Here is a 23115-nt window from a genome sequence, read left to right as displayed (position 1 = left end):
TCCCCCCCAAATTTTAACTATTTTCAAGTGCTAATATTAAAGCTCCGTATGCCCCATCGTTATAAGAATCATGAATTACTATTTGAGGCAACTCTTTTTTTATTCTTTTTTCTAATAATTCTCTTATTAAAGGTGATTTTAATAACACACTACCACTAAAACTTAAAGGAAAGTTATCACAATTCATTTTTTCAGAAAGAGTTTTAACAATAATAAATAAATCTTCTACAGCTTTATCTATTATTTCTTTTGCCACATCATCTTCTAGATAAGAATTAATTACAATAACTGCAATTTCTGCTATGTTATTTTTATTAGTTTTAGGATTATATATATAAGAAATAAGTTCATCATGAGACTTTATCTGTAATTTTGTACTAACCTTTTCCCAAAGTATAGTTTGTTTACGCCTTCCATCATAACTCTCCATTATTTTAGATAATGCATCTTTTCCAATTGCAAATCCACTTCCTAAATCGTCTATAAAATGTCCCCATCCACCTACTCTAATAGGATTGTTATCTAAATCTATTCCATAAGCTACTGATCCTGTTCCGCTAATTAAAATTGCACCCTTTTTCCCACCATTTGCACCAACCAAAGTTGTAACTGAATCATTATAAATTAAAATTTTATTTTTATATCCTAAGGAATAGAAAATGTTTTTTAAAATTTCTTTATCTTTTTCAAAGTCCACTCCTGCACCACCTAGACATAGTGATTTAATTTCTTTTAGTGACACTTTATCCCTTGAAAAAAAGTATTTAAACATACTCCAAAATTCATCCTTTGTTTTTTCAATTCCTACTCCTTTATAATTAGTAGGTCCCATTCTCGCTGTATCAACAATTGTTCCATCATCTTTACTAAGTATTGCAACAGTTTTTGTTCCTCCACCATCGATTCCTAGATAATAACTCATACCACCCTCCCTTTATTTTAAATTTTAATATTTTATAGCAAATAAACTCTGAATTGTTTTTAAATATTTTAAATTTTCAAAATATTCAAAGCCTAGTTTACCCAGTTTAAAATAAAATTTTTTAATTATAAAATAGTTCTTTTAAAGAATCATATGCTTCTAATTCATCTTCACCTTCTATAATAAATGAAATAGTTTCTCCCATAGATGCACCTATACTTAATATTCCAATTATACTTTTACAATTAGCTTTCACTCCATTTTTTTCTATATCTATATTAGATTTAAAGTTTTGAGCCACTTTCACTAAATTAGTTGCCGGTCTAGCATGAAGCCCAACTTTATCTTTTATAACAATATCTAATTTTTTCATTATTTTCTCCTTTCATTTATCAAAACAAACTTTTATTTACACTTATATATAAAGCAATATGCATGCCAACTTTTAAATTAGAAATATTATCCATACCCCTTTTATTGTGCTAATAACTAAATAAAAACTGTGTAATTAGTGTGTATTTTTACCTGCACACTATATTACACAGTTTTTATTGTGTAATATTTTTTAAAAAACATTACACTTAAAGTTAATTTTTCTCCCTAAATCCATTATATTAATTATTCTAAACCCTTTCTATTTTAATATATTAATTAAGTTGTTGATAATGAAAAAGGACTTTCTTTGCTATTGCACAAAAACATTTTACAAATATATGCTAATTCATTCATTCCAATTTTTATCTCATAAATTTCTTCTAATGGTTTTATAGCTTCTTCTATAAGTACTAATTCTCTACTATATTGTTTTTTAAACTCATCAATCAATTCAAATTTAGTTTCATTATAACCTTTTATTAATTTATCAACCAAAAAACATATATGAAGAACAACACCTAACTCTACTTCCTTCATGATTTCTATTGATAAATCACATTTTATTTTATCAATAACACTTTTTACAATATTTAAAAGTTGATGACAATCTTTAACTACCAAATGTTCTTTTAATGTTTCACTAATATTGTTATAAATATTTTCTTCTTTTAAGCGAGTCTCTAACTTTTTAATACCCTCTTTTTGCAATATTTCAATAGCAGATATAAACAATATATCCTTAATGTAAATAGGTATTGTTCCTACAATAGCAATTATATTATAATTTTCTTTATAATAATCTATAGCAGTTAAAAACTCTATTCTATTTATTATATTCATTGAAATTATATCTACGTTTTTATCTATATGGATCTTATCTTTAATGATTCTTTTTAATCTTTCTGCTGCACCATCGCCAGTAAAACATGCTGTTATTATAATGTTTTCTTTATTTAAATTCATTTTAGTATCCATGTTGTTATCATAAATTGTTTTATTTACAATGGCTTTATAAATACTATCTAAAGACTCACAAAAGATAGCTTTTCTGCATGTTTCTATAACTGTTGATGTAGTAACACCATCTATAGATTTTACAATTATGCCTGTTTCCTCATATATCATATCTGCAAAATTTACTAAGGGACCCATATCAACTAACAATAATGTTCCTTTGTCATTTGCTATTTTTTCCACGATTCCCTTTACAATACTATATATTCTCTCACCTTCCATATTTAATGGCATATCTATAGGTATTATGTGATTTACCCCTATTAGTTCATTTACAACATTTGCCATACTTGTAGCAGTACTTTCTCCATGCAATACTAAAACTATATTTACCTTTTCATCTGCAGCTTGCTCTAAATATAAATAGTTTTTAACTAAAAATAATGTAATATATCCTATTTCATCTAATGGTAATTGAATTTTAAAATTACATTCTATTTTTTTAGTAATTTCCATAGCAACTAAAAATTCATTATTATAATTAGCCCTTATAAAATCTAATTTAGGATTGTAGATTTTCTTGCCTTTATTTATTCTTTTTATTGTTTCATTAATATGCAATGCAAATGCAACATATATATTTTCACCATAATTTCTTTTTAATTTTTTTTCTGCAAAATTTAGGATATAATCTACTAAATTTAATATTTCTTCACCTACTATTTTTTTTACACTGCTTTTCTCTGCCTCTTTAGGAACTTGTCCAACATAGCTTTTAAAGTGACTTTCTATACCTATATTTATTATTTCATTTATTTCATCTTCATCAAGTCCTTTGTTTTTCAATTCAATAAATTTTCTTTCTATTCCATCATAGAAATCTATATCATCTTCTATTTTTATATAATTTTCAATAGTCTCTTCATCATTTTCTTTATAATAAAAACTAATAACATCCCCTTTAATTTTCAAAACGTCATATACTTTTTTTATATAATTATTAGTATCTAACAATTCTTTTTTTACTTCACTTGAAACATCTTCTTGAGTTATCAATACATATTTCTTTTTATTTAGTTTATAATTCAAAAAACTTTTTGCACATGCTAACTGTATATCGCTTTTTAATTGCCCTATATTACTTAAACACTGATAACTTAAAAATGCAGCTAATGCCTTATGAGTTATATAAATATTTTTATTAATTCGCTTTGATTCCTCTTTTATAAATAACTCTATAAGCTTATATCTCTCATTTACCCCTCTATTTTTTAACGTTGGTAAAGTAATAGTCATAGGTATTCTTCGCACAAAAGTTTTAAGTAGATTAGAGCTTGGGTCTTCTGTGGTAGCTGCTATAATTTGAACTGATGCTTTAATAACTTTTTCTGTTTCTCCTAAAGGTCTAAAATAACCTTTATCCATAAATGTAAAAAGCAATTCTTGACCTTGTGGTGGTAATCTATGAACTTCATCTAAGAATATTATTCCTCCATCTGCTTTTTTAAGTAATCCTTCCCTATCATTATTAGCTCCAGTATATGCTCCTTTTTTTACTCCAAAAACGTTACTTATAAGTAACTGAGGATTATCTGCGTAATCAGCACAATTAAATGTTATAAATGGTGACTTATTATTAAACCTCTTACTTTCAATCCCATAAGTATACATAAGTTCTGCAAAATAAGATTTTCCTACACCAGTTTCTCCTAATATTAAAGTATGCAGTCCATTAGGTGGATATATAATTGCTGCTTTAGCCTGTTGTAACGATAATTTCAAACTGCCAGTTGCTCCTATTATTTCATCAATAGAAGAATTTTTATTTTCTACATTATAATTGTAAGTTTTCTTCAATTCATCTTTAAACTTAAACAAAACAGGTCTTCCATGAATTTTTTCAAGCTTATCTTCTTCTACTAATTCATTCAAGTATCTACTAACATTCGCCCTATTCATTTTTAAACTATTACTTATATCTATTGCCGATACTCCTACATTGTTTTTCTTATAATTATTAACTACTGCGCTTAGTACAATTTCCTTTACCCCAAAATAACTCCCCCTATCTATATTAAAAAGGCAAAGCTAAATTTTAAATTCAACTTTACCACTACTTCTATAAATTTAATTTTTCACCTTATAATTATATTATATCTCTTTTAATAAAAATATAATTTGATATAGTATAGCAAATCACTATCCACAAAATAGAAATTATTGTGAAACACTCAATTGTTGCTATTGGATTCAACATACTTTTAGCTAATTGTCCCGTAAAAATAGAAAAAGTGTCATAATATGATCCAAACACATACGGTAATATTTTTTGGATTATACTTGGGCGTAAACGGGATGAAAATATGTCTGTCGAATTAAAAGTTACTATAAATGATATAACTAGTAAAAAAAAGCCTATTGATGTTGATGCTATACTATTTTTGCATATAGTTGATATTAAAAAACAAAAACTTATGGTTGCCGTTACTAAAATACTTTGAGCTAAAATCATGCTTATAATAATTTTCCATGCCGGCATTATATAGCTACTTCCTATAATTGATGATATTGCCCTTTTTCCATTAGAAATTAAATTATAATCTATACTATATTTACCTCCTACTAAAAATGGTGTACTTAAATCACCAAAACCATATAAAACTCCAAACACCAAAAACCCCAAAAATTGTATTCCTATAATAATCATGTTCGTAACTAATATTGCAGTGAAAAACTTTGATAACAATATCTTACTCCTTGAAACTGGTTTTGATAAAAGTACTTTTATTGTCATTGCATCCATTTCATTTGAAACTATGTCACAAACAAATATTGCTACTATTAAAAGTAAAAATATTCTTTGAACATAATATATAACAGAAGGATAATTATAAAATGCTGTCGGTTTTTTATCTATTTCATATTTTACATTCCTATTTAGGCAATAATCTTTATAGAGAAATTCTCTATTTACTTCCTCAATAACGTCATTTACTCCTTCTTTTTCAACTAATATTTTCTTTTCTTTTATAAGTTCTAAATCATTTTCTAAAAGCTCTCTCCACTTAATTTTTGAACATTTCATATCATTAGCTATACTCTGTTGCTTTTCCAATATTTCCATTTGTTTTTCTAAATTCTCTTTTTTATATAAATTTTCTTCTCTATTTTGAATCTTACTTACCTCATCTATTCTAAACTGAGTATCCATCATTTGTTGTTTTATTGATGGTTCATTTATATATAATTTTATCTTATCAGAATTTGTATTTTTAACTGATGCATATAAAGCAAGAATTTCCAGTATAAATATTAATAATATAACTATAATGAATTTTTTCTTACATTTCATTTTATTAAATTCATTTAAAATTAATCCACCCATAACTTATCACCTCTTTAAATAAATTTTTATAAATTATAAAATATCTTCTTTTGTAAACACCCTATATCCTATAACAAATGAAACTATTATCCAAATGGTCATAACTATAATGCTTAAATTTAAATTAATGCTATTATTTAGTAATATAGCTTTTAATTCTCCAGTCAATATATACATTCCATTACTATAAGTTGTAAAAATTGCAAGTAATATCTTTCGTATAAAAGGCAGTGGTATATAAAATGTAATAAGTGAAATCAATGCTACCGCTATGGAACTTACACTTAAAGAAGTTACAGTACTTTTTAAAAATGTTGAAACCATCATTTGAACTGAAACAATAGTTAATATAAAAATAATTTGTATAATCCATACTAAAACTATAACTTTCCATGCTTCAATTATATTTGTACTTCCAATTTGTTTTTCTAAAATATCATTAACTAATTCATATTTTGTTCCTACTAAAATTGGATATTTATAACTTCCAAACCCCAGCTTTAATCCTATCAATATAAAATTAACTATTTCTATAAACGTTACAGTTCCTATAATAGCTATACTCGTACTTATAAACTTTGAAATAAATATCTTACCTCTAGGTACTGGTTTAGCTAAGAGTTGCTTTATTGTCAGGTTATCATACTCTGAAGATATACAATCACAACTTGCAAGAATTATAAGTATAGGTAACAATATTATACTTACCTTTCCAATTATTTTAGTTATATCACCAAATGCAGTAATCTCATAATTTTTTTGTAAAAGCAAATCATTTGATAATATATATTCATAATATTTTAACTCTGATTTTATATCCTCTTTTTCTGTATTCGATAAATTCATTATGTCATTACTTTTTAATAAATCTATTTTTCCTTTAATATATTCTCTATTTTCAGTAAATTCATTAGCACTTTCTATTTCTAATGCTCTATTTTCTTCCTCTAACTTTTCTATAGCTACATTTAATTCATCTTCTCTATGTTTTGATATATTTTCATTTTTCAGTTCATCTTTAATTGAAAATATTACCCTTGTATTTTCATCTATCTTAACATCTGGCCTATTTTTTTTTGCATCATTCAATACAATAAAAGTTCCATAAAAAAATATTATTATGAGAGAAATGCAAAAAATAATGAATCTTTTACTTTTAAAAAACTTCAACCATTCATTTTGTAATAGCCCTAACATAATTATTTATCTCCTTCTATAATTTTCATAAATTTTTCTTCTAAAGTATCATGCACTTTATACACGCCGTCTAAATAAATTTCACCTTCAAGCAATTTTGAAATTATATTTAAAAAATTATCTTTTTCTACAACAATAGTTAATCCATCTTTTTTTTCGCTAAACTCCTTAATATATACTTCCTTTGAAAAAAGTTTTTTACAAGCTTCTATTTCATGTGTCTTTATAAAGATTTTTTCTATATTATTCATAGTATCTTCCTTATTTAATTCATCTATAGATTTAATAATTCCATTCTGTATAAATGCAACCCTATCACAAACTTGTTCTATCTCAGCCAATATGTGTGAAGATATAAAAATAGTAGTATTGTTTCCTTTTGCTAATTTTTTTAATGTATTTCTAAATTCATAAATTCCAACAGGATCTAATCCATTAGTTGGTTCATCTAAAATTAGCAATTTAGGTTTACAAAGTAATGCTTGACCAACACCTAAACGCTGTTTCATGCCTAAAGAATACTTTCTAACCTTGTCATCTATTCTATCTTTAAGTCCTATCATTTCAATAACATCTTCCATATATTCTTTAGAAACATTTCTATACATCCTTGAAAATATTTTTAAATTTTCTCTTCCAGTAAGGTCTTTGTATAAATCTGGATTTTCTACAATTGATCCCACTCTTCCTAATGCATTAACTAAGTCGTTTTGAATATTATGACCCATTATTAATATTTTTCCTTTATCTGGTTTAATAAGTCCTACAAGCATTCTTATAGTGGTAGTTTTACCAGCACCATTTGCACCTAGAAAACCAAATATTTCTCCTTCCTTAACATCAAAGTTTATACCCTTTATTATTTCTCTTCCGCCTAAACTTTTATAAACATTTTCAACTCTAAGAACGGTTTCCATTTAAAATCACTCCCACATTAATATTTAGTAAAAATGACAAATTAGTTTAAACTAATTTGTCATTTTTTATAAATTGCAATATATTTTTTATTAACTATTACTTTATTTAATTATTAAAATACAAGCCTTCCACAAACACTTCTGCAACTATATGCACAGCTGGTTGCACATGCTGCTGTACAATCACTCGTACAACTTGCGAAACAGTATCCTTCACAATCATGTGTATACCCACTTACATCTTTTCTATTCTTTTTATTTATTGTAGATTTAAAATAAAAATTTTTCATACTTTATCCTCTCCTTTTAACTAATCTAGTTAATAAAAATATAATGTATTTTTAAATTAATGAAACTATGTTAGTTTCAAAATTTAAACTCCATTTCTTATCTTTATTATTTTCCCAATTATATTTCTCAGATGTTATTTTCCACCACTTTTCCATCATTTCTTCATTTTTATAGTAATCTTTTTCCATTTTTTCCTTAATTTTAATTAAACTATTAACATCTAAATTACAATCATTAATTGTTATATCATTTATAGAATAACTTAATTCCTCTATTGCTAATCTTTTTTCATACATTCTAAGTAATTCGTTCTTTTCAAATTCATTTACAATACCTATTTTTAACATAAGTTCCCCCCAGAAATTAAATTTAATGGATCCATATAATCTAATTCCTTAATTAAATTATTATTTTCTATAATCCCAGCATCTATTAGTTTCCTTTGTAACTTTATAGTATATTTTCTTTCATAATTACTAATTAAACATTGCATTTTAGACGGTGTATTATATTCACAAGTTAATTTTTTATTTAAATATAAGCACCTTTTACAATGATATGCATCACATTTTTTACAGATTGGAGCATTATCTAATGAAAAATATTTTGTTTTTTCTTTATTTATACCTTGTATCAAATCTCCTATATTAGATTTAACATCGTCAAAATAAAATGCAGGACATGGATATAATTTTCCATTTGGAGCTAATGTTATAGTATCTATTCCTGCTCCACAATCACAAATTTTTTCTAAATATAATCTATCCGTAAGAACATTTATCTCTAAATTTCTATTTTTTACATTCATATCAGTTATTAAATTTACTAATAACTCCAATTCATTTTTATATTTTTCAAGTTCATTTTCTGTCCAAATTTCAATATCTTGTAATATTAAATTTATTCTCTTAGTTTTATATTTTAAACTTTCTATATATGCTGTTATATTCTCTATATTAAATTTATCTATTAAAAGTATAGAATTTTCAGACTTTTTTATCGTATTTACATTATTATCATATATTATCATATTATCTTTATTCCAAATATATGATGAATTTTTCTTTATTTTAGATGAAAAACTTATTTTATCTGTTATGTCACCAATGAATACTATTTCTAAATCATTTTCATTAGCAAATTTTAATGCTAAATCAATTATTTCTGTACTAATAATATTTTCCTGTTTACTTACGTTCTTATATGAACAAATAGGAATGTGTTTATCATTTAAAATAATTTGCATATATTTCTTTTTTAGTGGATTTTCAAATTCTCTTCGTGGTGATAGATCTCCTGTTTTTTTCTCATACTTTTTCCAAAATTTCTTATTAGATCTAACAGTAGCCTTATGCATTTTACAATTAAATGTAGCCCTTTCATAAATAGTATCATCATCTGAATTATCATAATTAAATCCAGTACACCAAGCACATCCTGATGCTATATCGCATTCTAAACACTCTTTTTTACTTTGATTTTCTAAATTCAAAGCTAAAAAGGGCCTTATTTTATCTTTATCTATCCCCACATCTATATTACCTATGTTTCTTCCCATTTTCTTATCTAGACTAAAATCTAAAAATCTAATACATGGATAGAAGTTCCCTTCGCAATCTATTGCAAGCATATTTCCTGCACCACAAAAATTTTTTTTTTTATCTTCTTCTTCTAAGGGATGTCCAATTGATGGGTCAAAAAATCTTACTGAATAATCATTATATAAATTATTTTCTAATATATACTCTCCTAACTCATCTAATTGGTTCTCTAGGATCAATTCATCACCTTGTACCCAAACATCTTCGAAAACTACGTTTGCTGCAACATTTTTTATCCCTAAATTCCATAAATTTATTATACTATCTTTTAGATATGGTAAATCTTCATGTGAAAAAGTAGCCTTAGTCTCTTTACCCTTAAACTGTTCTAACCACAATGGTACATTTTTTACAACATCTTCATAAGATCCTCTTCCATTAGGGTATACTCTTTGTAAATCATGTTTTACTTTATTACCATCTACACTTATACCAATTGATAAATGTCCTTTATTCTTCTTTATAAAATTCTGCACTTTATCAGTACAATACAATATTCCATTTGTAGAGAAACTAAATCTATACGCCTCAAACCATGGGTGATCTAATATATACATCTGCAATTTTATATAATCACAAATCCTATCAATTAAATCTATTTCTAAAAAAGGTTCTCCCCCTATAAAATCCCAAACTACAGCACCTTCATAAAAGATGTCTTTGTTTTTTAAAATATAGTCCACAGATTTTTTAGCAGTTTCAAACGTCATTTTTTTTAAGTTATTTTTTCCTTTCATATAACAATACTTACATTTTAGATTACAATCCTCTGTAACACATAAGGTTATTGACTTAGTCCCCTTATCACTTCCGTTCCATGATAAATTAAGTTTTCCCATACTAATTTCATCTTGTAACATTATTTTCCTCCTTTTAAAATTTCATTATCTTTTTGAAAATTAAATATAAATTTATGTTTTTTATATATGTTTATTTTCTTACATACTTGCCCAGTTACATATGCTGCTGCAATACTATTTCCATTAATATTTTTATATTGTGGATTTGTATTCAAAATTTTTTGTGACAAATACGTAGGAGCATAAAAAAAATTATTTTTATAATATACTCCTCCATCCATAATTTTGCTATCTCCCTTTACTCCAATAACATATTTCAGATGAGATGGATAACTTTTTTCTCCATAATTACTTGCAGCAGCAATAATTAAAATATGTTTTTTTCTAAAATATTTTATAGCCTTTTTTAGTTTAAAAATATATTTTATTTTTTTAGTTCCTAAACTTAAATGTACAATATCTATATTTACATCTAAGTTTTTTACATAATTCAACGCTTCTATTAATACTTTACCATTAGTGCTTAAATTTTCATCTAATATATTTATATCTATAAAATTTATATTTTCATATATAGATTTTATACATAATGCTATTGCAGTCCCATGATTATTCTCTACCTTTATATTATCTAAATATTTGATTTTTCCTAAATTATCTTGTCTGATTCCAATAGTCTTAATTACATTTTTATGTAAACATTCTATATTTCTATTAATTCCACTATCAATTATTGCTATATTAACCATTCTCACTTTATTCCTTTTTAAATAATACATTTTATATTTCATCATATTTTTAGTAAATTATTAATTTTAATTAAAATGATGTTAATTATTGATAACATTTTATTATATATAAACTTTTAATTACTTATATTATATAAACAATTAAAGTTTAAAAAATTTGAAATTATAAGCTAACTATATTATCAGCTATTTCTAGTAAAGATGAATCATGCGTTATAATTAAAAGTGTTTTATCTTTGCCTATATCTATCATTATCTTATTAAATAATTCTTTTATTTTTGCATCTAAAGCTGAAGTAGGCTCATCTAATAAAATTATTTTTGTATTTTTACATAAACACATTGCCAAACTCAATAATTGCTTTTGCCCACCTGATAAATTTTTACCGCATTCACTTACACTTGTATCATATCCTTCTTTCAAATTTATTATATAATTATGAATAAAAACCTTTTTGCATATACTTTCAATCTCTATATTAGAAATACTAGGACATATGTATTTAAAATTTTCTCTTATGCTTCCTTTAAATACCATAGGTTGTTGATCTAATATGCTTATATTTTTTCTTAAGGTATATTCATCAAAATTTTCTATATCTAAATCATCGACTAAAATTCTTCCACCTTGTGGATTATATAATTTTAAAATAAGGTTAAATATTGTACTCTTACCAGATCCATTATTTCCCGTTATTACTGTTATACTTTTTTCTCTAATAGTTAAATTAAAATTTTCTAATATAGTTTTATTATTATATTTAAAAAATATATTTTCAAACTTAATCTTTCCTGATATTGAATCTTTTGTAATTATTCCAAATTTCTCTTCTTCAAAATCAACATTATCAATTATTGAAAAAACTCTTTCTATAGAAACTAACATTTGATGAAATATAGTATTTATTTCACTTAATTCAGTCAAACATTGATAAAATTGAGATGCATATGACATTATAACTATAAAATTTTTTATACTTATAATTTTATTTTTTATTGAATATACTCCTAAAAATATTAATATAATTGTATTAATACAATTTAATATTACAATTCCATTTTTCACCAAAACATTTATCATAGAAACTTTTATTTGTTTAAATTTAAAATTTAAAGCTAACTGTGAAAATTTATTTATATTTTGATTCTTCATTCCTAGGCTTTTAATATATTTTATATTATTAAAAGTTTGTTGAATAAAAGAGAAATACCTATCATTTAACTTTTTTAATTGAATACTTTGATATTTTATTTTTTTTCCTATAATTAAGAATAAATAATATACAAACGGAAATATTATTGTAATAAAAATAGCCATATATATATTTATGTTAAATATTAAAATACATATAATAAACATTTTTATTATATTTATAAACATATTTAATATATGGTTCGTAAAACTATATGCTATTAAATTAACATCACCTTCTAAGCGAGAAATCAGTTCTCCTATTGTTAAATTATTAAATTCTTTCATTTTAAAATTTAATATTTTTACATATAAATTTTTTTTAATATTATATATAATATCATTGTTTAATTTAATCTCTAAATATGATTTAAATGAATTAATCCCCCCCTGTAAAATATATATAAATAAAAGAAGAAGAATATTATTATTAATAATTTCAAATTTTTGTTCAGAAATATTTTGAATTATGCTTCCTACTAATAAAGGTTGCAACATACTTAATATTATAGTTAATATTAAAAAAAATAATAAAAAATATATTTTTTTTCTATAAATTTTTATATACCTTAAAGTTTTTCGTAATAAAATTTTATCTTCATTAGACATAATTTTAATACATCTCCCTTTACATATTTTTCAAATGCACCTATATATTAACATTTTATATTTTATATATCAATATTATATATAAATTTTTTTATATTTTGCATGTAATAATTTATATTTTTCTTATTAGTATATTTTTCTTTAAAACATTAATGATAAAAATTGTATTAACAAAATATAGCACTTAACAATAAACTAATTATGAGAATAGTTTATTATGGAGGTTAAGGTATGCTTTGTATTTTTGGTGGTTTACTTTTTATTTTTATAGGAATTATATTTTGCCTGTATCCTTCAAAAGAAGAAATTTCTAAATCAAATATTTCTAAATTCACTGAAAATAGCTTTCCATATGTAAAAGAAAAAACCTATGGTAAGTTTTTAATATATTTAGGTTTACTTCTTATAATTTTGGGAGGTTTTCTATTTTATTTTATAGATAATAAGTTTGTTATATATATGGAATTTGTGATTTTCATAATTGGAATAATATCAGCTATTTTATTTTGGGATAAATATTTAAAAATGCTTATAAAAAATTTAAATAACAATAATCAAAAATAATAGTATTCAATTTTAAATACTATGTTAGGAGGTTTTTATGCTTTCCATAGTTCTTTCTATTATCTGTTTTTTTCTTGGCATAATTTTTATTATACAGAGTCCTAAAAAAGAATCTAACTATATAAAGTCTAATAAAAATCATGTTTATGAAGAAATTCAAAGATATTGTGGAAAACATCTAATCTATCTATCCTTATTTTTAGGATTAGTTGGATTGTTTTTTTATTTTTACAGAAATCCATACTTTTTTATTTATGAATTAACATTAATCGGTATATCTATACTGTTTTTTATAGTTTCTCTAAAAAAGTATATATCTAAATTGTAAAACAAATAGGGATTACCCCCTATTTGTTTTTAATTTAATTTCATAGTCTTTACATATACAACTTAAATAATCATAGTTTTTTAAGTATAGGATTTAAAAGTTAACAATTTCTTTAACAAATAGCCTTTTAATACCAATAAATTGTTTATTTATTCTATTTATTTTTAAGATTATTTATATTATTTTTTTTAAATTATGAAATTTTGTTTTTAACTGTACTTTAAAACAAATTAAATTTTTCTTTTAATTCATCATGTTATTCTTAATTCTACAGCTTTGTGTAGAATTATATAAATAATTATTGTATTGTGAATTTTTTATATAAAATTTTATTTTTTGTCACTTTATGTTAAAATTTTAATCTATTTTACAAATTTGCAGTTATTTTTTTGAGTTATGAATATTATATTAATACAACGTTTTCTTTTTTTTGCATTTTCATATTACAGTTGTATGACAATTTTTAATTATTAAAATTCGTGATATAATAAGCAAAAACAAATACGGATAGCCTTGCTATACTGTAATATAAATTTTATGAGGTGAGAGTTAATATGAAAAAAGTATCCCCAAAAGATTTTATAGTTATAGGTTTTGCACTCTTTGCAATGTTCTTTGGAGCAGGAAATTTAATATTTCCACCATACATAGGTAAATTAGCAGGAGACCAAACCCCACTTGCAATTATCGGGTTTTTAATTACAGGAGTAGGACTTCCTTTAAGTGGTATTATAGCTTGTGCTAAAATAAATGGATCTTTTACAGATATGTCTAGAAGAGTTGGAAAAATATTTTCTATTATAGCTACAACAGCATTGGTTTTAGCTATAGGTCCAATGCTTGCTATACCAAGAACTGCGGCTACTACTTACGAATTAGCAATACATCCTATTTTCCCATCTGTAAGTCCTGTTATAGGCGTTATAATTTACTTTGGTATTTGTTTAGCCTTTGTACTAAGACCATCAGGAATAATTGACAATATTGGTAAAATCTTAACTCCGATACTTTTAGTAATGTTAGGAATAATAATAGTTAAAGGCGTACTTGTACCATTAGGACCAGTAGTAGAAACTAATTATCAAGGGGCTTTCTCAAATTCATTACTTGAAGGATATCAAACAATGGATGCTATGGCCTCAGTAATATTTGCTTCTATAGTTTTAACTTCTGTAAAAGCAAAAGGATATACAGATAAAAAAGATATAATAAACGCTACTATTAAATCTGGTCTTGTGGCAGTTGTTGGTTTAACTTTTGTTTACGGTGGACTTATGATTTTAGGTAGCCAAGTATCTACAATAATAACTGAGGATATTGGAAGATCAGCTTTAGTTGTTGAAATAGTAGGAAGACATCTTGGTTCTTTAGGTACTGTTGTATTAGGACTTTCAGTTGGACTAGCATGCCTTACTACTGCAATAGGTCTTATATCTACTGGTGCAGAATACTTTAGTGGCTTAACTAAAGGAAAAGTATCTTATAATATTTTTGCTATTATAATAAGTACAGTTAGTGCTTTACTTGGAACTGGTGGAGTTGAAAAAATAGTACAATTTGCTGGTCCTGTATTACAAATATTGTACCCAATAGTAATAGTATTAATAATAATTACTTTAGCTGGAAAATTTGTTTCAAATAATAATACTGTAAAAATTACTATTTATACTACACTTATAATAAGTATATTAGATACAGTAAATGGATTAACAAATGGAAGTATAACTTCCTTGAATAAATTAGTATCAACAATACCACTTGCTAGCTTAGGGTTTGCTTGGGTAATTCCAACATTTATAGCTTTTATAATAGGTATGATGCTATTTAAAAATAAATCTTTAAATAATGAGTCTGAAACTTTAGAAATTAATTAACAATTTAAAATAAAAAAAGCTATTACATAACTTATAAAAGTTATGTAATAGCTTTTTTCCGTATAAGAAATTTAGTTCATATAAAAATATATTTATTTTAATTTTAGCCTTTATTTCCATGTTAATGTTAAGAAAATTTTTTAGTTTTCTCTCTCATTTAAAATTAAAGTAACGTATCAATTGATTTTGCTATTATAATTATATTTTTACTATTTTTGTAAATTTTTTATTAAATGCCACACTTTATTATTTAGTTTATATATACTATGTTAAAGGCATATTTTAAGTTTATAAAATATCTGTACAGCAAAATCGTTAAATAATTATAGTGAAACAAGCTGGAATTTTAGGAAAGCTTCATTCTAAATTTATTATAGAATTTAATGTATTTTTCAGCATATACTTACTCTTTTATGAATCAAAATATTTTAGTTATAGGTTAAGGAGTAATTTAAAATTTCTACAGTAACTTATTATATGTAGTATTCTTTAGAGGTGAGTTTTCATGAAAAAAATATTTAAACAAGACTTTATAGTTATTGGCTTTGCTCTTTTTGCAATGTTTTTCGGTGCAGGAAATTTAATATTTCCTCCTTACATTGGAAATTTGGTTGGTAATAAAGTTCCTTTAGCTATTATTGGATTTTTAATTACAGGAGTAGGACTTCCTTTAAGTGGTATTATAGCTTGTGCTAAAATTAATGGTTCCTTTAGTGATATTTCAAGTAGATGCGGTAAAGTATTTTCCATCATAACCACTACTGCATTAGTTTTATCTATAGGCCCAATGCTAGCAATTCCAAGAACTGGAGCTACTACTTATGAGTTAGCAGTTAAACCTATATTCCCATCTGTAAATTCATATGTAGTTCTTATAGTTTATTTTTCTATCTCTTTAGCCTTCGTATTGAAACCGTCTAAGATAGTAGATAATATAGGAAAATTTTTAACACCTTTACTTTTGCTTATTCTAGCTATAATAATTATTAAAGGTTTAATATTTCCAATAGGATCAATAGTTAATACTAATTTTAAAAATACACTTTCTTATTCCCTACTTGAAGGTTATCAAACAATGGATGGCATGGGCTCGGTAATAATGGCCTCTATTGTCCTAACTGGAGTAAGATTAAAGGGATACACTAAAAAAGAAGATATAATGAAAGTTACAATAAAATCAGCACTAGTTGCAATAATAGGTTTGGGTTTGGTCTATGGTGGGCTTATGATTTTAGGCAGCCAATCCTCTACCATAATATCTAAAGACATAGGCCGTTCTGCATTAATTATTGAAATAGTTAATAAAGATTTAGGTTCTTTAGGATCTATATTTCTTGCATTAGCTGTTGCCCTTGCTTGTCTTACTACATCAATTGGACTTACATCTACTGCAGCACAATATTTTAATAAACTATCTAAGGATAAAATTTCCTATAATACATTTTCAATTCTAATAAGTATTACCAGTATTTTTCTTGGAAGTGGCGGAGTGGAAAAAATAGTTAATTTTGCTATACCTATACTTCAAATACTATATCCAATAGTTATAATACTTATATTAATAACTTTAGCTGGAAAATATGTTTCAAATAATAAAACTGTTAAAATTACTGTGTATACTTGCTTAGTAATGAGCATATTAGACACTATAAATAAGTTAACAAATCATAGCATTACTTTTATAAATAACTTTATAAAAATAATACCACTTTCTAACGTAGGTTTTTCTTGGATAATTCCATCACTAATTGCTTTTGTTATAGGTATGTTTCTATTTAAAAAAGATTTATCAAGTAAAATTAATATATAATCTATAAAAAAAATCCTACACTCAAAATTATTTTTATTCATAAGAGAAAGCTATTTAAATATTCACACTTTATATTTAAATAGCTTTCTCTTATGAAATTAATTATTTTATTAAATTTTTTATTTTTTTTATATATATATTTTGAAAATTTTTATTTTCCCCTAATCCCTTCAAATAAGTATTTACTTTAAATCCTTCCTTTTCTAATATGGATTTCCATGAGTCTTCATCATCCGATGCCATATCATTTTTTGCATGATCTCCTGCTACAAGCATTAATGGCATTAATGTAACTTCTTTCAATTCTTTTGCTTTTAAATCATCAATTACATCTTCTATTAATGGATATCCTTCTACTGTAGCAAATAAAAGTCTATCAAGTCCCATTTTTTTTGCTACATACTCAAATTGGAAGTATGCAGAGTTTGCTTTATGTACAGTTCCATGAGCCATTAATAATACTGATTGATTTTCTGGAATTTGAGCTTTTAGTGCTTTTACTGCTTCAAAGTAATCTTCATTATTATATAAAAGTGGTGTTCCAAGTTCTAACTCTTCAAAGCATTCTTTATAAATATTCATACCATTTTTTATTTTATCATACTCTTCACCATATATTATATGTAATGGTTGTACATAGACTTCTTTAAAATTATCTTCTTTTAATTTGTCCAATGCTTCCTTTACCGTATCTATTTCAATATTATCTCTATCTTTTAATTTCTTTATTATCATATTTGAAGTGAATGCTCGTCTTACTTCAAATTCTTTAAAAGTATCTTTTATTTTATTCTCTGTTTCTTCTATGCAACTTTTTAATTGACATTGAAAGCTTGTACCAAAACTTACTACTAAAATTGCCTTTTTATTCATAAAGCTTAACCTCTCTTTTCTGTTTATATAAAATATTTTTTAGGTAGTACTTTTTCTAATATTAAAGCTAATAATATATTTCCTAACGCCGCTACTGCTAAAGGTGGTATCATTGCTAGAATTCCTTTTCCTGCTACAGGAATTAACATCACTGTTGATATTGGTGCATTTAATACAACCCCAACTAGAATAACCACAATATCTCTAAACTTTAAATTTCCTTTTGAAAACCATTTGTAAGTATAACCAACACCTATCATTGTTATTGCCATATTTATAGCAACAATTAAATGTACTATAATTGTTAGTGGAAATCCACTAGTAGCTGCAGTTATTAAATGTCCTATAAAACCTATTACTGCACCATATATAGGTCCTAATATCATAGATGCTAAAAAAGCTGGCATAGAATCAAAAGCTATTGTTGTTCCTGGCAATTTTATATTAGCCCCTATAAAACTTAAAGCTATAAATAATGCCATTGTAACTAATTTTCTTGTTTTATTATTCATTATAATTTCCTCTTTCTTTTGTTAAGTATTGTACAAGTTTTTCCTCATTGTCGAATACTACATCATACTTTATATTTTTTCGACCAATAACTACTCCAAGTATACCTCTTTCTTTAATAGCCTCTAGCTTTTCCATTGTTCCACCATTTACACCACTGTCCTTTAAAAGCATAACCTTTATATGAAATTCATCTATAAAGCTTAAATTTAATTCTTTAGAAAAAGGTCCCTTCATAGCTATTATATCCTCTACTTTAACTTTTAACCCTTCACATTCTTGAAGAACTTTTAAAGTAGGAAGTACTCTATGAATTATTCTGTTTTCTAAATGTAAATTTAATATTTTCTCAATATTTCTACTACCTGTTGTATTTAATATTGTACCTTTTATACCTTTTAAAATACTATATAATTCCTCGTAACTTTCAACTTCAATTATATTTTCTACATCACAATAGCTTTTTATAATTGACTTTCTTTCAAATCTTATATAATCAATTTTTAACTCATCGCAAACTTCCATTGCATTTTTTGTTATTTCTAAAGCATAAGGATGAGATGCATCTACAAGTTTTGTTACATTGTTTTTTAATAATATTTCTTTTAATTCTTCCTTTTTTAATGGTTTATCATTTAAAATCTTAAATTTTCCACTTGAAAGTATAGTCGCACCATAGCTACTTGCAACTGATATAAATAAATCATCCGTATATTTATTAAGTTTTTCTACTATAATCTTTCCTTCACTAGTTCCTAAAATAAGACCTATCATTTACAACACCACTCTTTCTAAATTATTCAACTCATAATGATGATACTCACTACTGGTTTTTCTCCTAGTAGTATTAAAGATATCTTTTAGTAAAGATTCAATGCATAAATTGAAATGTCATTTTAGAATCCTATTAAACGTTATATCCTCTAGGAGTTATAAATTTATCTCCTTTATAGAAACTTTTTGTGTTTCCTATTATTACAATTGACATCATATCAACCTTTTCATCTGTAAAATTTCCTAATGTATATAGATTAACTTCTTGGCCTTCTCTTAGTGCATGTTTTACAACAGCTATTGGAGTATTTTCTCCTCTAAATTCTTTTATTGTTTCTATAGCTTCTTTTAAATAATGTGGTCTTCCATTACTTTTAGGATTATAAAGAGATATTATAAAATCTCCTTCTGCTGCAAGCTTTATTCTTTTTTTAATTAAATCATATGGTGTTAATAAATCACTTAAACTTATATTACAGTTATCGTGCATAAGTGGAGCTCCAATTATAGATGCTGCTGAACTTGATGCTGTAACTCCTGGAATTACCTCAACTTCTTGATTTTCTTGAAGTTGTAATATAAGTCCTGCCATTCCATATATTCCTGAATCTCCAGTACTTATAACTGCAACAGTTTTATTTTTTGCAAGCTCTAATGCTTTTTTGCATCTGTCCTCTTCTCCACGCATTCCAGTTGCAAAAACTTCTTTATCTTTCAAAAGTGGTTTTATCATTTCTAAGTATTTAGTATACCCTACAATTATATCTACATCTTCAATTACTTGTTTTGCTTTTAAAGTCATATATTCAAGACCACCTGGCCCAATTCCTACTACATATAATTTTCCCATTAATTTCCCTCCAATTTTTCTCCTATAGAAAGTGTCATTCCTTCTAATTTCAATTTTTCTATTAAAACTCTTGCATTACTTAATTCTACAGCAGGTGCAGATACCGCACCTACCCCTATAGTTTTCCTCACAAATTCACTTGTTTCATATTTATTTTCTACTTTTTTTATATCTTCTATTGAGAATATATTTAACTTACAATTTAACCTTTCTTTCAAAGAAAGTATAGCCTTTTCCTTTGCTTTAATTTCTACCGTACTTATTTCTTTTATACTTCTTATATCAATATTAAGCTTTTCTAATTCTTTCAAAACATTCGCTTCCATATTTTTTACATCATAATCTTTTCTACAGCCAATTCCTAAAACTATATCCTTTCTTATAAGTTTTAAAGTTTTTATATTCTCATTTATTCTCATTTTATTCGTTACATATACCATAGCTGAAACTTCGTTTAAATTATTATAATACCCTTTTGGAGCATGTAAAAAATTTTTATCATCATAAAATCCAACTTTTTTTCCTTCAACTAAAAATGCCGCTATATCCTTACACTTTTTCAAACTATCTATTACTAAATTATTTTCCATTGCAAATACATCTGGTGCTATTATATTTAAATTATCTGTTGCTGTTGTTATTACTGCTTCACATTTTAATATATTAGCAACTTTTTCTGTAAGATTATTAGCACCACCTAAATGTCCACTTAAAAGACTTATTGCATATTTACAAGAATTATCAACTACAACTATCGCTGGATCTATATCCTTTGATTTTATAAATGGAGCTATTCCTCTTACTGCAATTCCAGTAGAACTTATAAATATTATATTATTATATTTTCCCATAGCTTCTTTACATGTGTTTTGAAGTCCACTTTTCTTTAATTTTTCTTTTAAACATATGTCTACTTTATAATTTAAAATTTCTAGCTTTTCTTTTAATAATGTTGATGTTGCATCTCCATTTTTAGTTGCACTAATTATTAGTGTTTTCATCTTTTGCAACTCTATATTCATGTGAAAAAGTTTTATCATAAAGAAGACTCTTATCATAGTCACAATCTATGAAATCTCCAACTAAAATTTGTGCTGTTTTTGTTATTTTAGCTTCTTTTACCTTCTCCGCTATATCATCTAATGTTCCTGTAACATACTTTTCATCACCCCAAGTTGCCCTTTGAATAACAGCTACTGGTACATTTCTTCCATAACCTCTTCTTAATTTTTCAACAACCTTTTCAATCATTCCTACAGATAAAAATAATGCCATTGATGCTCCAATTCCAGCAAGTCTTTCTAAATCTTCTTTTTCTGGAACAGGTGTTCTTCCTTCCATTCTTGTAAGTATTACAGTTTGTGAAACACTTGGAAGTGTAAACTCTTTTTTTATTGCAGCAGCTGCTGCTGTAAATGAACTTACCCCTGGAACTACTTCATATTTTATATTTAATTTATCAAGTTCATCCATTTGCTCTTTTATCGCTCCATATATTGCAGGATCTCCAGTGTGAAGTCTTACAACTTTTTTACCTTCACTATGTGATTTTTTCACTACATCTATAACCTCTTCTAATGTCATAGAAGCAGAATTATGTATTTCAACAGTTTCTTTACAATATTCAAAGTGATCTTTACTAACTAACGAACCAGCAAATATTATTACATCTGCCTCTTCTATTATCTTTCTACCTTTAACCGTTATTAAATCTGCATCCCCAGGACCTGCTCCTATAAAGTAAAGTTTATTTTCCATTTTCTTACCTCCAAAATTACTATTAATCCTTTTTCCTATTTCTAAAATTCACTATCTCTATGTGCTATTATAAGTGACATATAATCTTTATTATTTAAGATTTCTTCTCTTGTATTTAAAATCTTTTCCCCTTCTCTATATGCTCTTTGAACACAAACATAATCAAATCCTTTTTCATCTAAATAATTCAATACATTTTCTTCTTGATTATAGAATTTCATTATAACAACATATTTTTCATCTTTTATGCAATCTATTCTGCATCCTGGAACTATTAATAATGGCTCATCACCTATTACAAGTATTTTATCTGCAACTGTTGCACTAGCACAAAATGATGTTATTCCAGGTATTGTTTCTGTTTTATAATCTTGCTCTTTTATGTATTTTAATAAATATATGTAAGTACTATAAACGAAAGCATCTCCTATAGTCAAAAACGCAACATCTTTTCCATCTTTTAAATATTTTTCTATAGTTTTAAATGCATCAAAAACCTTTTTTTCCTTATCTGGTTTTCCCATTGGGAAATGACTTATAACAACTTCTTGATTTTCTTTTATAAAATTTTTACAAGTCTCATATGCTATGCTTACCCCACCATTCATAGCACTTGGAGCTATTATCACATCACATTTTTCTATAGTTCTTATTGCTTTTAATGTTAAAAGTTCCTCTCCGCCTGGTCCAACACCTATTCCATATAAAGTTCCTAATTTACTCATTTCCCATTCTCCTTTAATTACATTTTTTAATGATTTAATTTTATCCAACAAGTACTA

General features: G+C 25.3%; 22 protein-coding genes. 4 read left to right on the top strand and 18 right to left on the bottom strand.

Features of this window, described 5'->3' with window-relative positions; genetic code table 11:
• Positions 1 to 13 precede the first annotated feature (13 nt).
• From ACYUE0_RS09550 to ACYUE0_RS09500, 11 genes are all read right to left on the bottom strand, one after another.
• On the bottom strand, positions 14 to 922 hold the full coding sequence (locus tag ACYUE0_RS09550) for an N-acetylglucosamine kinase (RefSeq protein WP_199870034.1): 909 nt from the start codon (positions 920 to 922) through the stop codon (positions 14 to 16).
• A 121-nt stretch (positions 923 to 1043) separates the two neighbouring features.
• A complete protein-coding gene (locus ACYUE0_RS09545) occupies positions 1044 to 1295 on the bottom strand; it encodes an HPr family phosphocarrier protein (protein ID WP_061994522.1) in 252 nt (83 codons plus the stop codon).
• A 278-nt stretch (positions 1296 to 1573) separates the two neighbouring features.
• Positions 1574 to 4183 (bottom strand): sigma 54-interacting transcriptional regulator, encoded by a 2610-nt coding sequence (locus ACYUE0_RS09540; RefSeq protein ID WP_460270347.1) that lies wholly within the window; start codon positions 4181 to 4183, stop codon positions 1574 to 1576.
• Positions 4184 to 4397: 214 nt separating this feature from the next.
• A complete protein-coding gene (locus ACYUE0_RS09535; RefSeq protein ID WP_460270346.1) occupies positions 4398 to 5636 on the bottom strand; it encodes an ABC transporter permease subunit in 1239 nt (412 codons plus the stop codon).
• Between the two features lie 33 nt (positions 5637 to 5669).
• Positions 5670 to 6833: an ABC transporter permease subunit gene (locus ACYUE0_RS09530; protein WP_460270345.1), complete on the bottom strand. Its 1164-nt coding sequence runs from the start codon at positions 6831 to 6833 to the stop codon at positions 5670 to 5672.
• A 2-nt stretch (positions 6834 to 6835) separates the two neighbouring features.
• Positions 6836 to 7750, bottom strand: a complete 915-nt coding sequence (locus ACYUE0_RS09525; RefSeq protein ID WP_460270344.1) for an ABC transporter ATP-binding protein — start codon at positions 7748 to 7750, stop codon at positions 6836 to 6838.
• A gap of 113 nt (positions 7751 to 7863) precedes the next feature.
• Positions 7864 to 8040, bottom strand: a complete 177-nt coding sequence (locus ACYUE0_RS09520; RefSeq protein ID WP_460270343.1) for a hypothetical protein — start codon at positions 8038 to 8040, stop codon at positions 7864 to 7866.
• A 51-nt stretch (positions 8041 to 8091) separates the two neighbouring features.
• The gene (locus tag ACYUE0_RS09515; protein ID WP_460270342.1) at positions 8092 to 8388 is read right to left on the bottom strand and encodes a CXXX repeat peptide modification system protein; all 297 of its coding nucleotides are present in this window, start codon (positions 8386 to 8388) and stop codon (positions 8092 to 8094) included.
• Positions 8382 to 10502 (bottom strand): radical SAM peptide maturase, CXXX-repeat target family, encoded by a 2121-nt coding sequence (locus tag ACYUE0_RS09510; RefSeq protein WP_460270341.1) that lies wholly within the window; start codon positions 10500 to 10502, stop codon positions 8382 to 8384. Before ACYUE0_RS09510 ends, ACYUE0_RS09515 begins: the two co-directional genes overlap by 7 nt.
• Positions 10502 to 11191, bottom strand: a complete 690-nt coding sequence (locus ACYUE0_RS09505; protein ID WP_460270340.1) for a S8 family serine peptidase — start codon at positions 11189 to 11191, stop codon at positions 10502 to 10504. Before ACYUE0_RS09505 ends, ACYUE0_RS09510 begins: the two co-directional genes overlap by 1 nt.
• 163 nt (positions 11192 to 11354) lie before the next feature.
• Complete coding sequence (locus tag ACYUE0_RS09500; protein WP_460270339.1) at positions 11355 to 12992, bottom strand: ABC transporter ATP-binding protein; 1638 nt, start codon at positions 12990 to 12992, stop codon at positions 11355 to 11357.
• Between the two features lie 231 nt (positions 12993 to 13223).
• On the opposite strand from ACYUE0_RS09500, the gene ACYUE0_RS09495 reads away from it, so the two are divergent.
• From ACYUE0_RS09495 to brnQ (ACYUE0_RS09480), 4 genes are all read left to right on the top strand, one after another.
• Positions 13224 to 13556 carry a hypothetical protein gene (locus ACYUE0_RS09495; RefSeq protein WP_460270338.1) on the top strand — a complete coding sequence of 111 codons (333 nt, stop codon included), beginning with the start codon at positions 13224 to 13226 and terminating at the stop codon, positions 13554 to 13556.
• A 37-nt stretch (positions 13557 to 13593) separates the two neighbouring features.
• Positions 13594 to 13884, top strand: a complete 291-nt coding sequence (locus ACYUE0_RS09490) for a hypothetical protein (RefSeq protein WP_061994525.1) — start codon at positions 13594 to 13596, stop codon at positions 13882 to 13884.
• 554 nt (positions 13885 to 14438) lie between these two features.
• Positions 14439 to 15758 (top strand): branched-chain amino acid transport system II carrier protein, encoded by a 1320-nt coding sequence (brnQ, locus tag ACYUE0_RS09485; protein ID WP_199870036.1) that lies wholly within the window; start codon positions 14439 to 14441, stop codon positions 15756 to 15758.
• A 505-nt stretch (positions 15759 to 16263) separates the two neighbouring features.
• The gene (gene brnQ / locus ACYUE0_RS09480) at positions 16264 to 17568 is read left to right on the top strand and encodes a branched-chain amino acid transport system II carrier protein (protein ID WP_061994527.1); all 1305 of its coding nucleotides are present in this window, start codon (positions 16264 to 16266) and stop codon (positions 17566 to 17568) included.
• A 102-nt stretch (positions 17569 to 17670) separates the two neighbouring features.
• On the opposite strand, the gene ACYUE0_RS09475 is transcribed toward brnQ (ACYUE0_RS09480), so the two are convergent.
• The 7 genes from ACYUE0_RS09475 to ACYUE0_RS09445 all read right to left on the bottom strand — a co-directional run bounded on the left by ACYUE0_RS09475 (position 17671) and on the right by ACYUE0_RS09445 (position 23058).
• Positions 17671 to 18441 carry a sirohydrochlorin cobaltochelatase gene (locus ACYUE0_RS09475; RefSeq protein WP_460270337.1) on the bottom strand — a complete coding sequence of 257 codons (771 nt, stop codon included), beginning with the start codon at positions 18439 to 18441 and terminating at the stop codon, positions 17671 to 17673.
• Positions 18442 to 18464: 23 nt separating this feature from the next.
• Entirely contained in the window at positions 18465 to 18953 is a 489-nt protein-coding gene (locus ACYUE0_RS09470; protein ID WP_061994529.1) for an ECF transporter S component, read from the bottom strand.
• The gene (locus tag ACYUE0_RS09465) at positions 18946 to 19725 is read right to left on the bottom strand and encodes a cobalt-precorrin-6A reductase (protein WP_199870039.1); all 780 of its coding nucleotides are present in this window, start codon (positions 19723 to 19725) and stop codon (positions 18946 to 18948) included. Before ACYUE0_RS09465 ends, ACYUE0_RS09470 begins: the two co-directional genes overlap by 8 nt.
• 133 nt (positions 19726 to 19858) lie before the next feature.
• On the bottom strand, positions 19859 to 20575 hold the full coding sequence (cobJ, locus tag ACYUE0_RS09460) for a precorrin-3B C(17)-methyltransferase (protein ID WP_460270335.1): 717 nt from the start codon (positions 20573 to 20575) through the stop codon (positions 19859 to 19861).
• Positions 20575 to 21576 carry a cobalt-precorrin 5A hydrolase gene (gene cbiG / locus ACYUE0_RS09455; RefSeq protein WP_460270333.1) on the bottom strand — a complete coding sequence of 334 codons (1002 nt, stop codon included), beginning with the start codon at positions 21574 to 21576 and terminating at the stop codon, positions 20575 to 20577. Before cbiG ends, cobJ begins: the two co-directional genes overlap by 1 nt.
• Complete coding sequence (cobM, locus tag ACYUE0_RS09450) at positions 21557 to 22333, bottom strand: precorrin-4 C(11)-methyltransferase (RefSeq protein ID WP_010296452.1); 777 nt, start codon at positions 22331 to 22333, stop codon at positions 21557 to 21559. The genes cbiG and cobM overlap by 20 nt, the downstream gene beginning before the upstream one ends.
• A 41-nt stretch (positions 22334 to 22374) precedes the next feature.
• Positions 22375 to 23058, bottom strand: a complete 684-nt coding sequence (locus ACYUE0_RS09445; RefSeq protein WP_157450836.1) for a cobalt-factor II C(20)-methyltransferase — start codon at positions 23056 to 23058, stop codon at positions 22375 to 22377.
• Positions 23059 to 23115: the final 57 nt, after the last annotated feature.

Source organism: Clostridium sp. CTA-19 (assembly GCF_054767855.1).
The sequence above is the reverse complement of the archived record's forward strand: the minus strand, read 5'-3'. Positions and strand labels throughout refer to the sequence as shown.

Coding starts and splice junctions, on each gene's coding strand:
- ACYUE0_RS09495 (WP_460270338.1), top strand. CDS start 13,224: ATGCTTTGTATTTTTGGTGGTTTACTTTTTATTTTTATAGGAATTATA.
- ACYUE0_RS09475 (WP_460270337.1), bottom strand. CDS start 18,441: ATGAATAAAAAGGCAATTTTAGTAGTAAGTTTTGGTACAAGCTTTCAA.
- cbiG (WP_460270333.1), bottom strand. CDS start 21,576: ATGAAAACACTAATAATTAGTGCAACTAAAAATGGAGATGCAACATCA.
- cobJ (WP_460270335.1), bottom strand. CDS start 20,575: ATGGGAAAATTATATGTAGTAGGAATTGGGCCAGGTGGTCTTGAATAT.
- cobM (WP_010296452.1), bottom strand. CDS start 22,333: ATGGAAAATAAACTTTACTTTATAGGAGCAGGTCCTGGGGATGCAGAT.
- ACYUE0_RS09520 (WP_460270343.1), bottom strand. CDS start 8,040: ATGAAAAATTTTTATTTTAAATCTACAATAAATAAAAAGAATAGAAAA.
- ACYUE0_RS09445 (WP_157450836.1), bottom strand. CDS start 23,058: ATGAGTAAATTAGGAACTTTATATGGAATAGGTGTTGGACCAGGCGGA.
- ACYUE0_RS09535 (WP_460270346.1), bottom strand. CDS start 5,636: ATGGGTGGATTAATTTTAAATGAATTTAATAAAATGAAATGTAAGAAA.
- ACYUE0_RS09465 (WP_199870039.1), bottom strand. CDS start 19,725: ATGATAGGTCTTATTTTAGGAACTAGTGAAGGAAAGATTATAGTAGAA.
- brnQ (WP_199870036.1), top strand. CDS start 14,439: ATGAAAAAAGTATCCCCAAAAGATTTTATAGTTATAGGTTTTGCACTC.
- ACYUE0_RS09505 (WP_460270340.1), bottom strand. CDS start 11,191: ATGGTTAATATAGCAATAATTGATAGTGGAATTAATAGAAATATAGAA.
- ACYUE0_RS09500 (WP_460270339.1), bottom strand. CDS start 12,992: ATGTCTAATGAAGATAAAATTTTATTACGAAAAACTTTAAGGTATATA.
- brnQ (WP_061994527.1), top strand. CDS start 16,264: ATGAAAAAAATATTTAAACAAGACTTTATAGTTATTGGCTTTGCTCTT.
- ACYUE0_RS09550 (WP_199870034.1), bottom strand. CDS start 922: ATGAGTTATTATCTAGGAATCGATGGTGGAGGAACAAAAACTGTTGCA.
- ACYUE0_RS09515 (WP_460270342.1), bottom strand. CDS start 8,388: ATGTTAAAAATAGGTATTGTAAATGAATTTGAAAAGAACGAATTACTT.
- ACYUE0_RS09530 (WP_460270345.1), bottom strand. CDS start 6,833: ATGTTAGGGCTATTACAAAATGAATGGTTGAAGTTTTTTAAAAGTAAA.
- ACYUE0_RS09470 (WP_061994529.1), bottom strand. CDS start 18,953: ATGAATAATAAAACAAGAAAATTAGTTACAATGGCATTATTTATAGCT.
- ACYUE0_RS09510 (WP_460270341.1), bottom strand. CDS start 10,502: ATGTTACAAGATGAAATTAGTATGGGAAAACTTAATTTATCATGGAAC.
- ACYUE0_RS09490 (WP_061994525.1), top strand. CDS start 13,594: ATGCTTTCCATAGTTCTTTCTATTATCTGTTTTTTTCTTGGCATAATT.
- ACYUE0_RS09545 (WP_061994522.1), bottom strand. CDS start 1,295: ATGAAAAAATTAGATATTGTTATAAAAGATAAAGTTGGGCTTCATGCT.
- ACYUE0_RS09525 (WP_460270344.1), bottom strand. CDS start 7,750: ATGGAAACCGTTCTTAGAGTTGAAAATGTTTATAAAAGTTTAGGCGGA.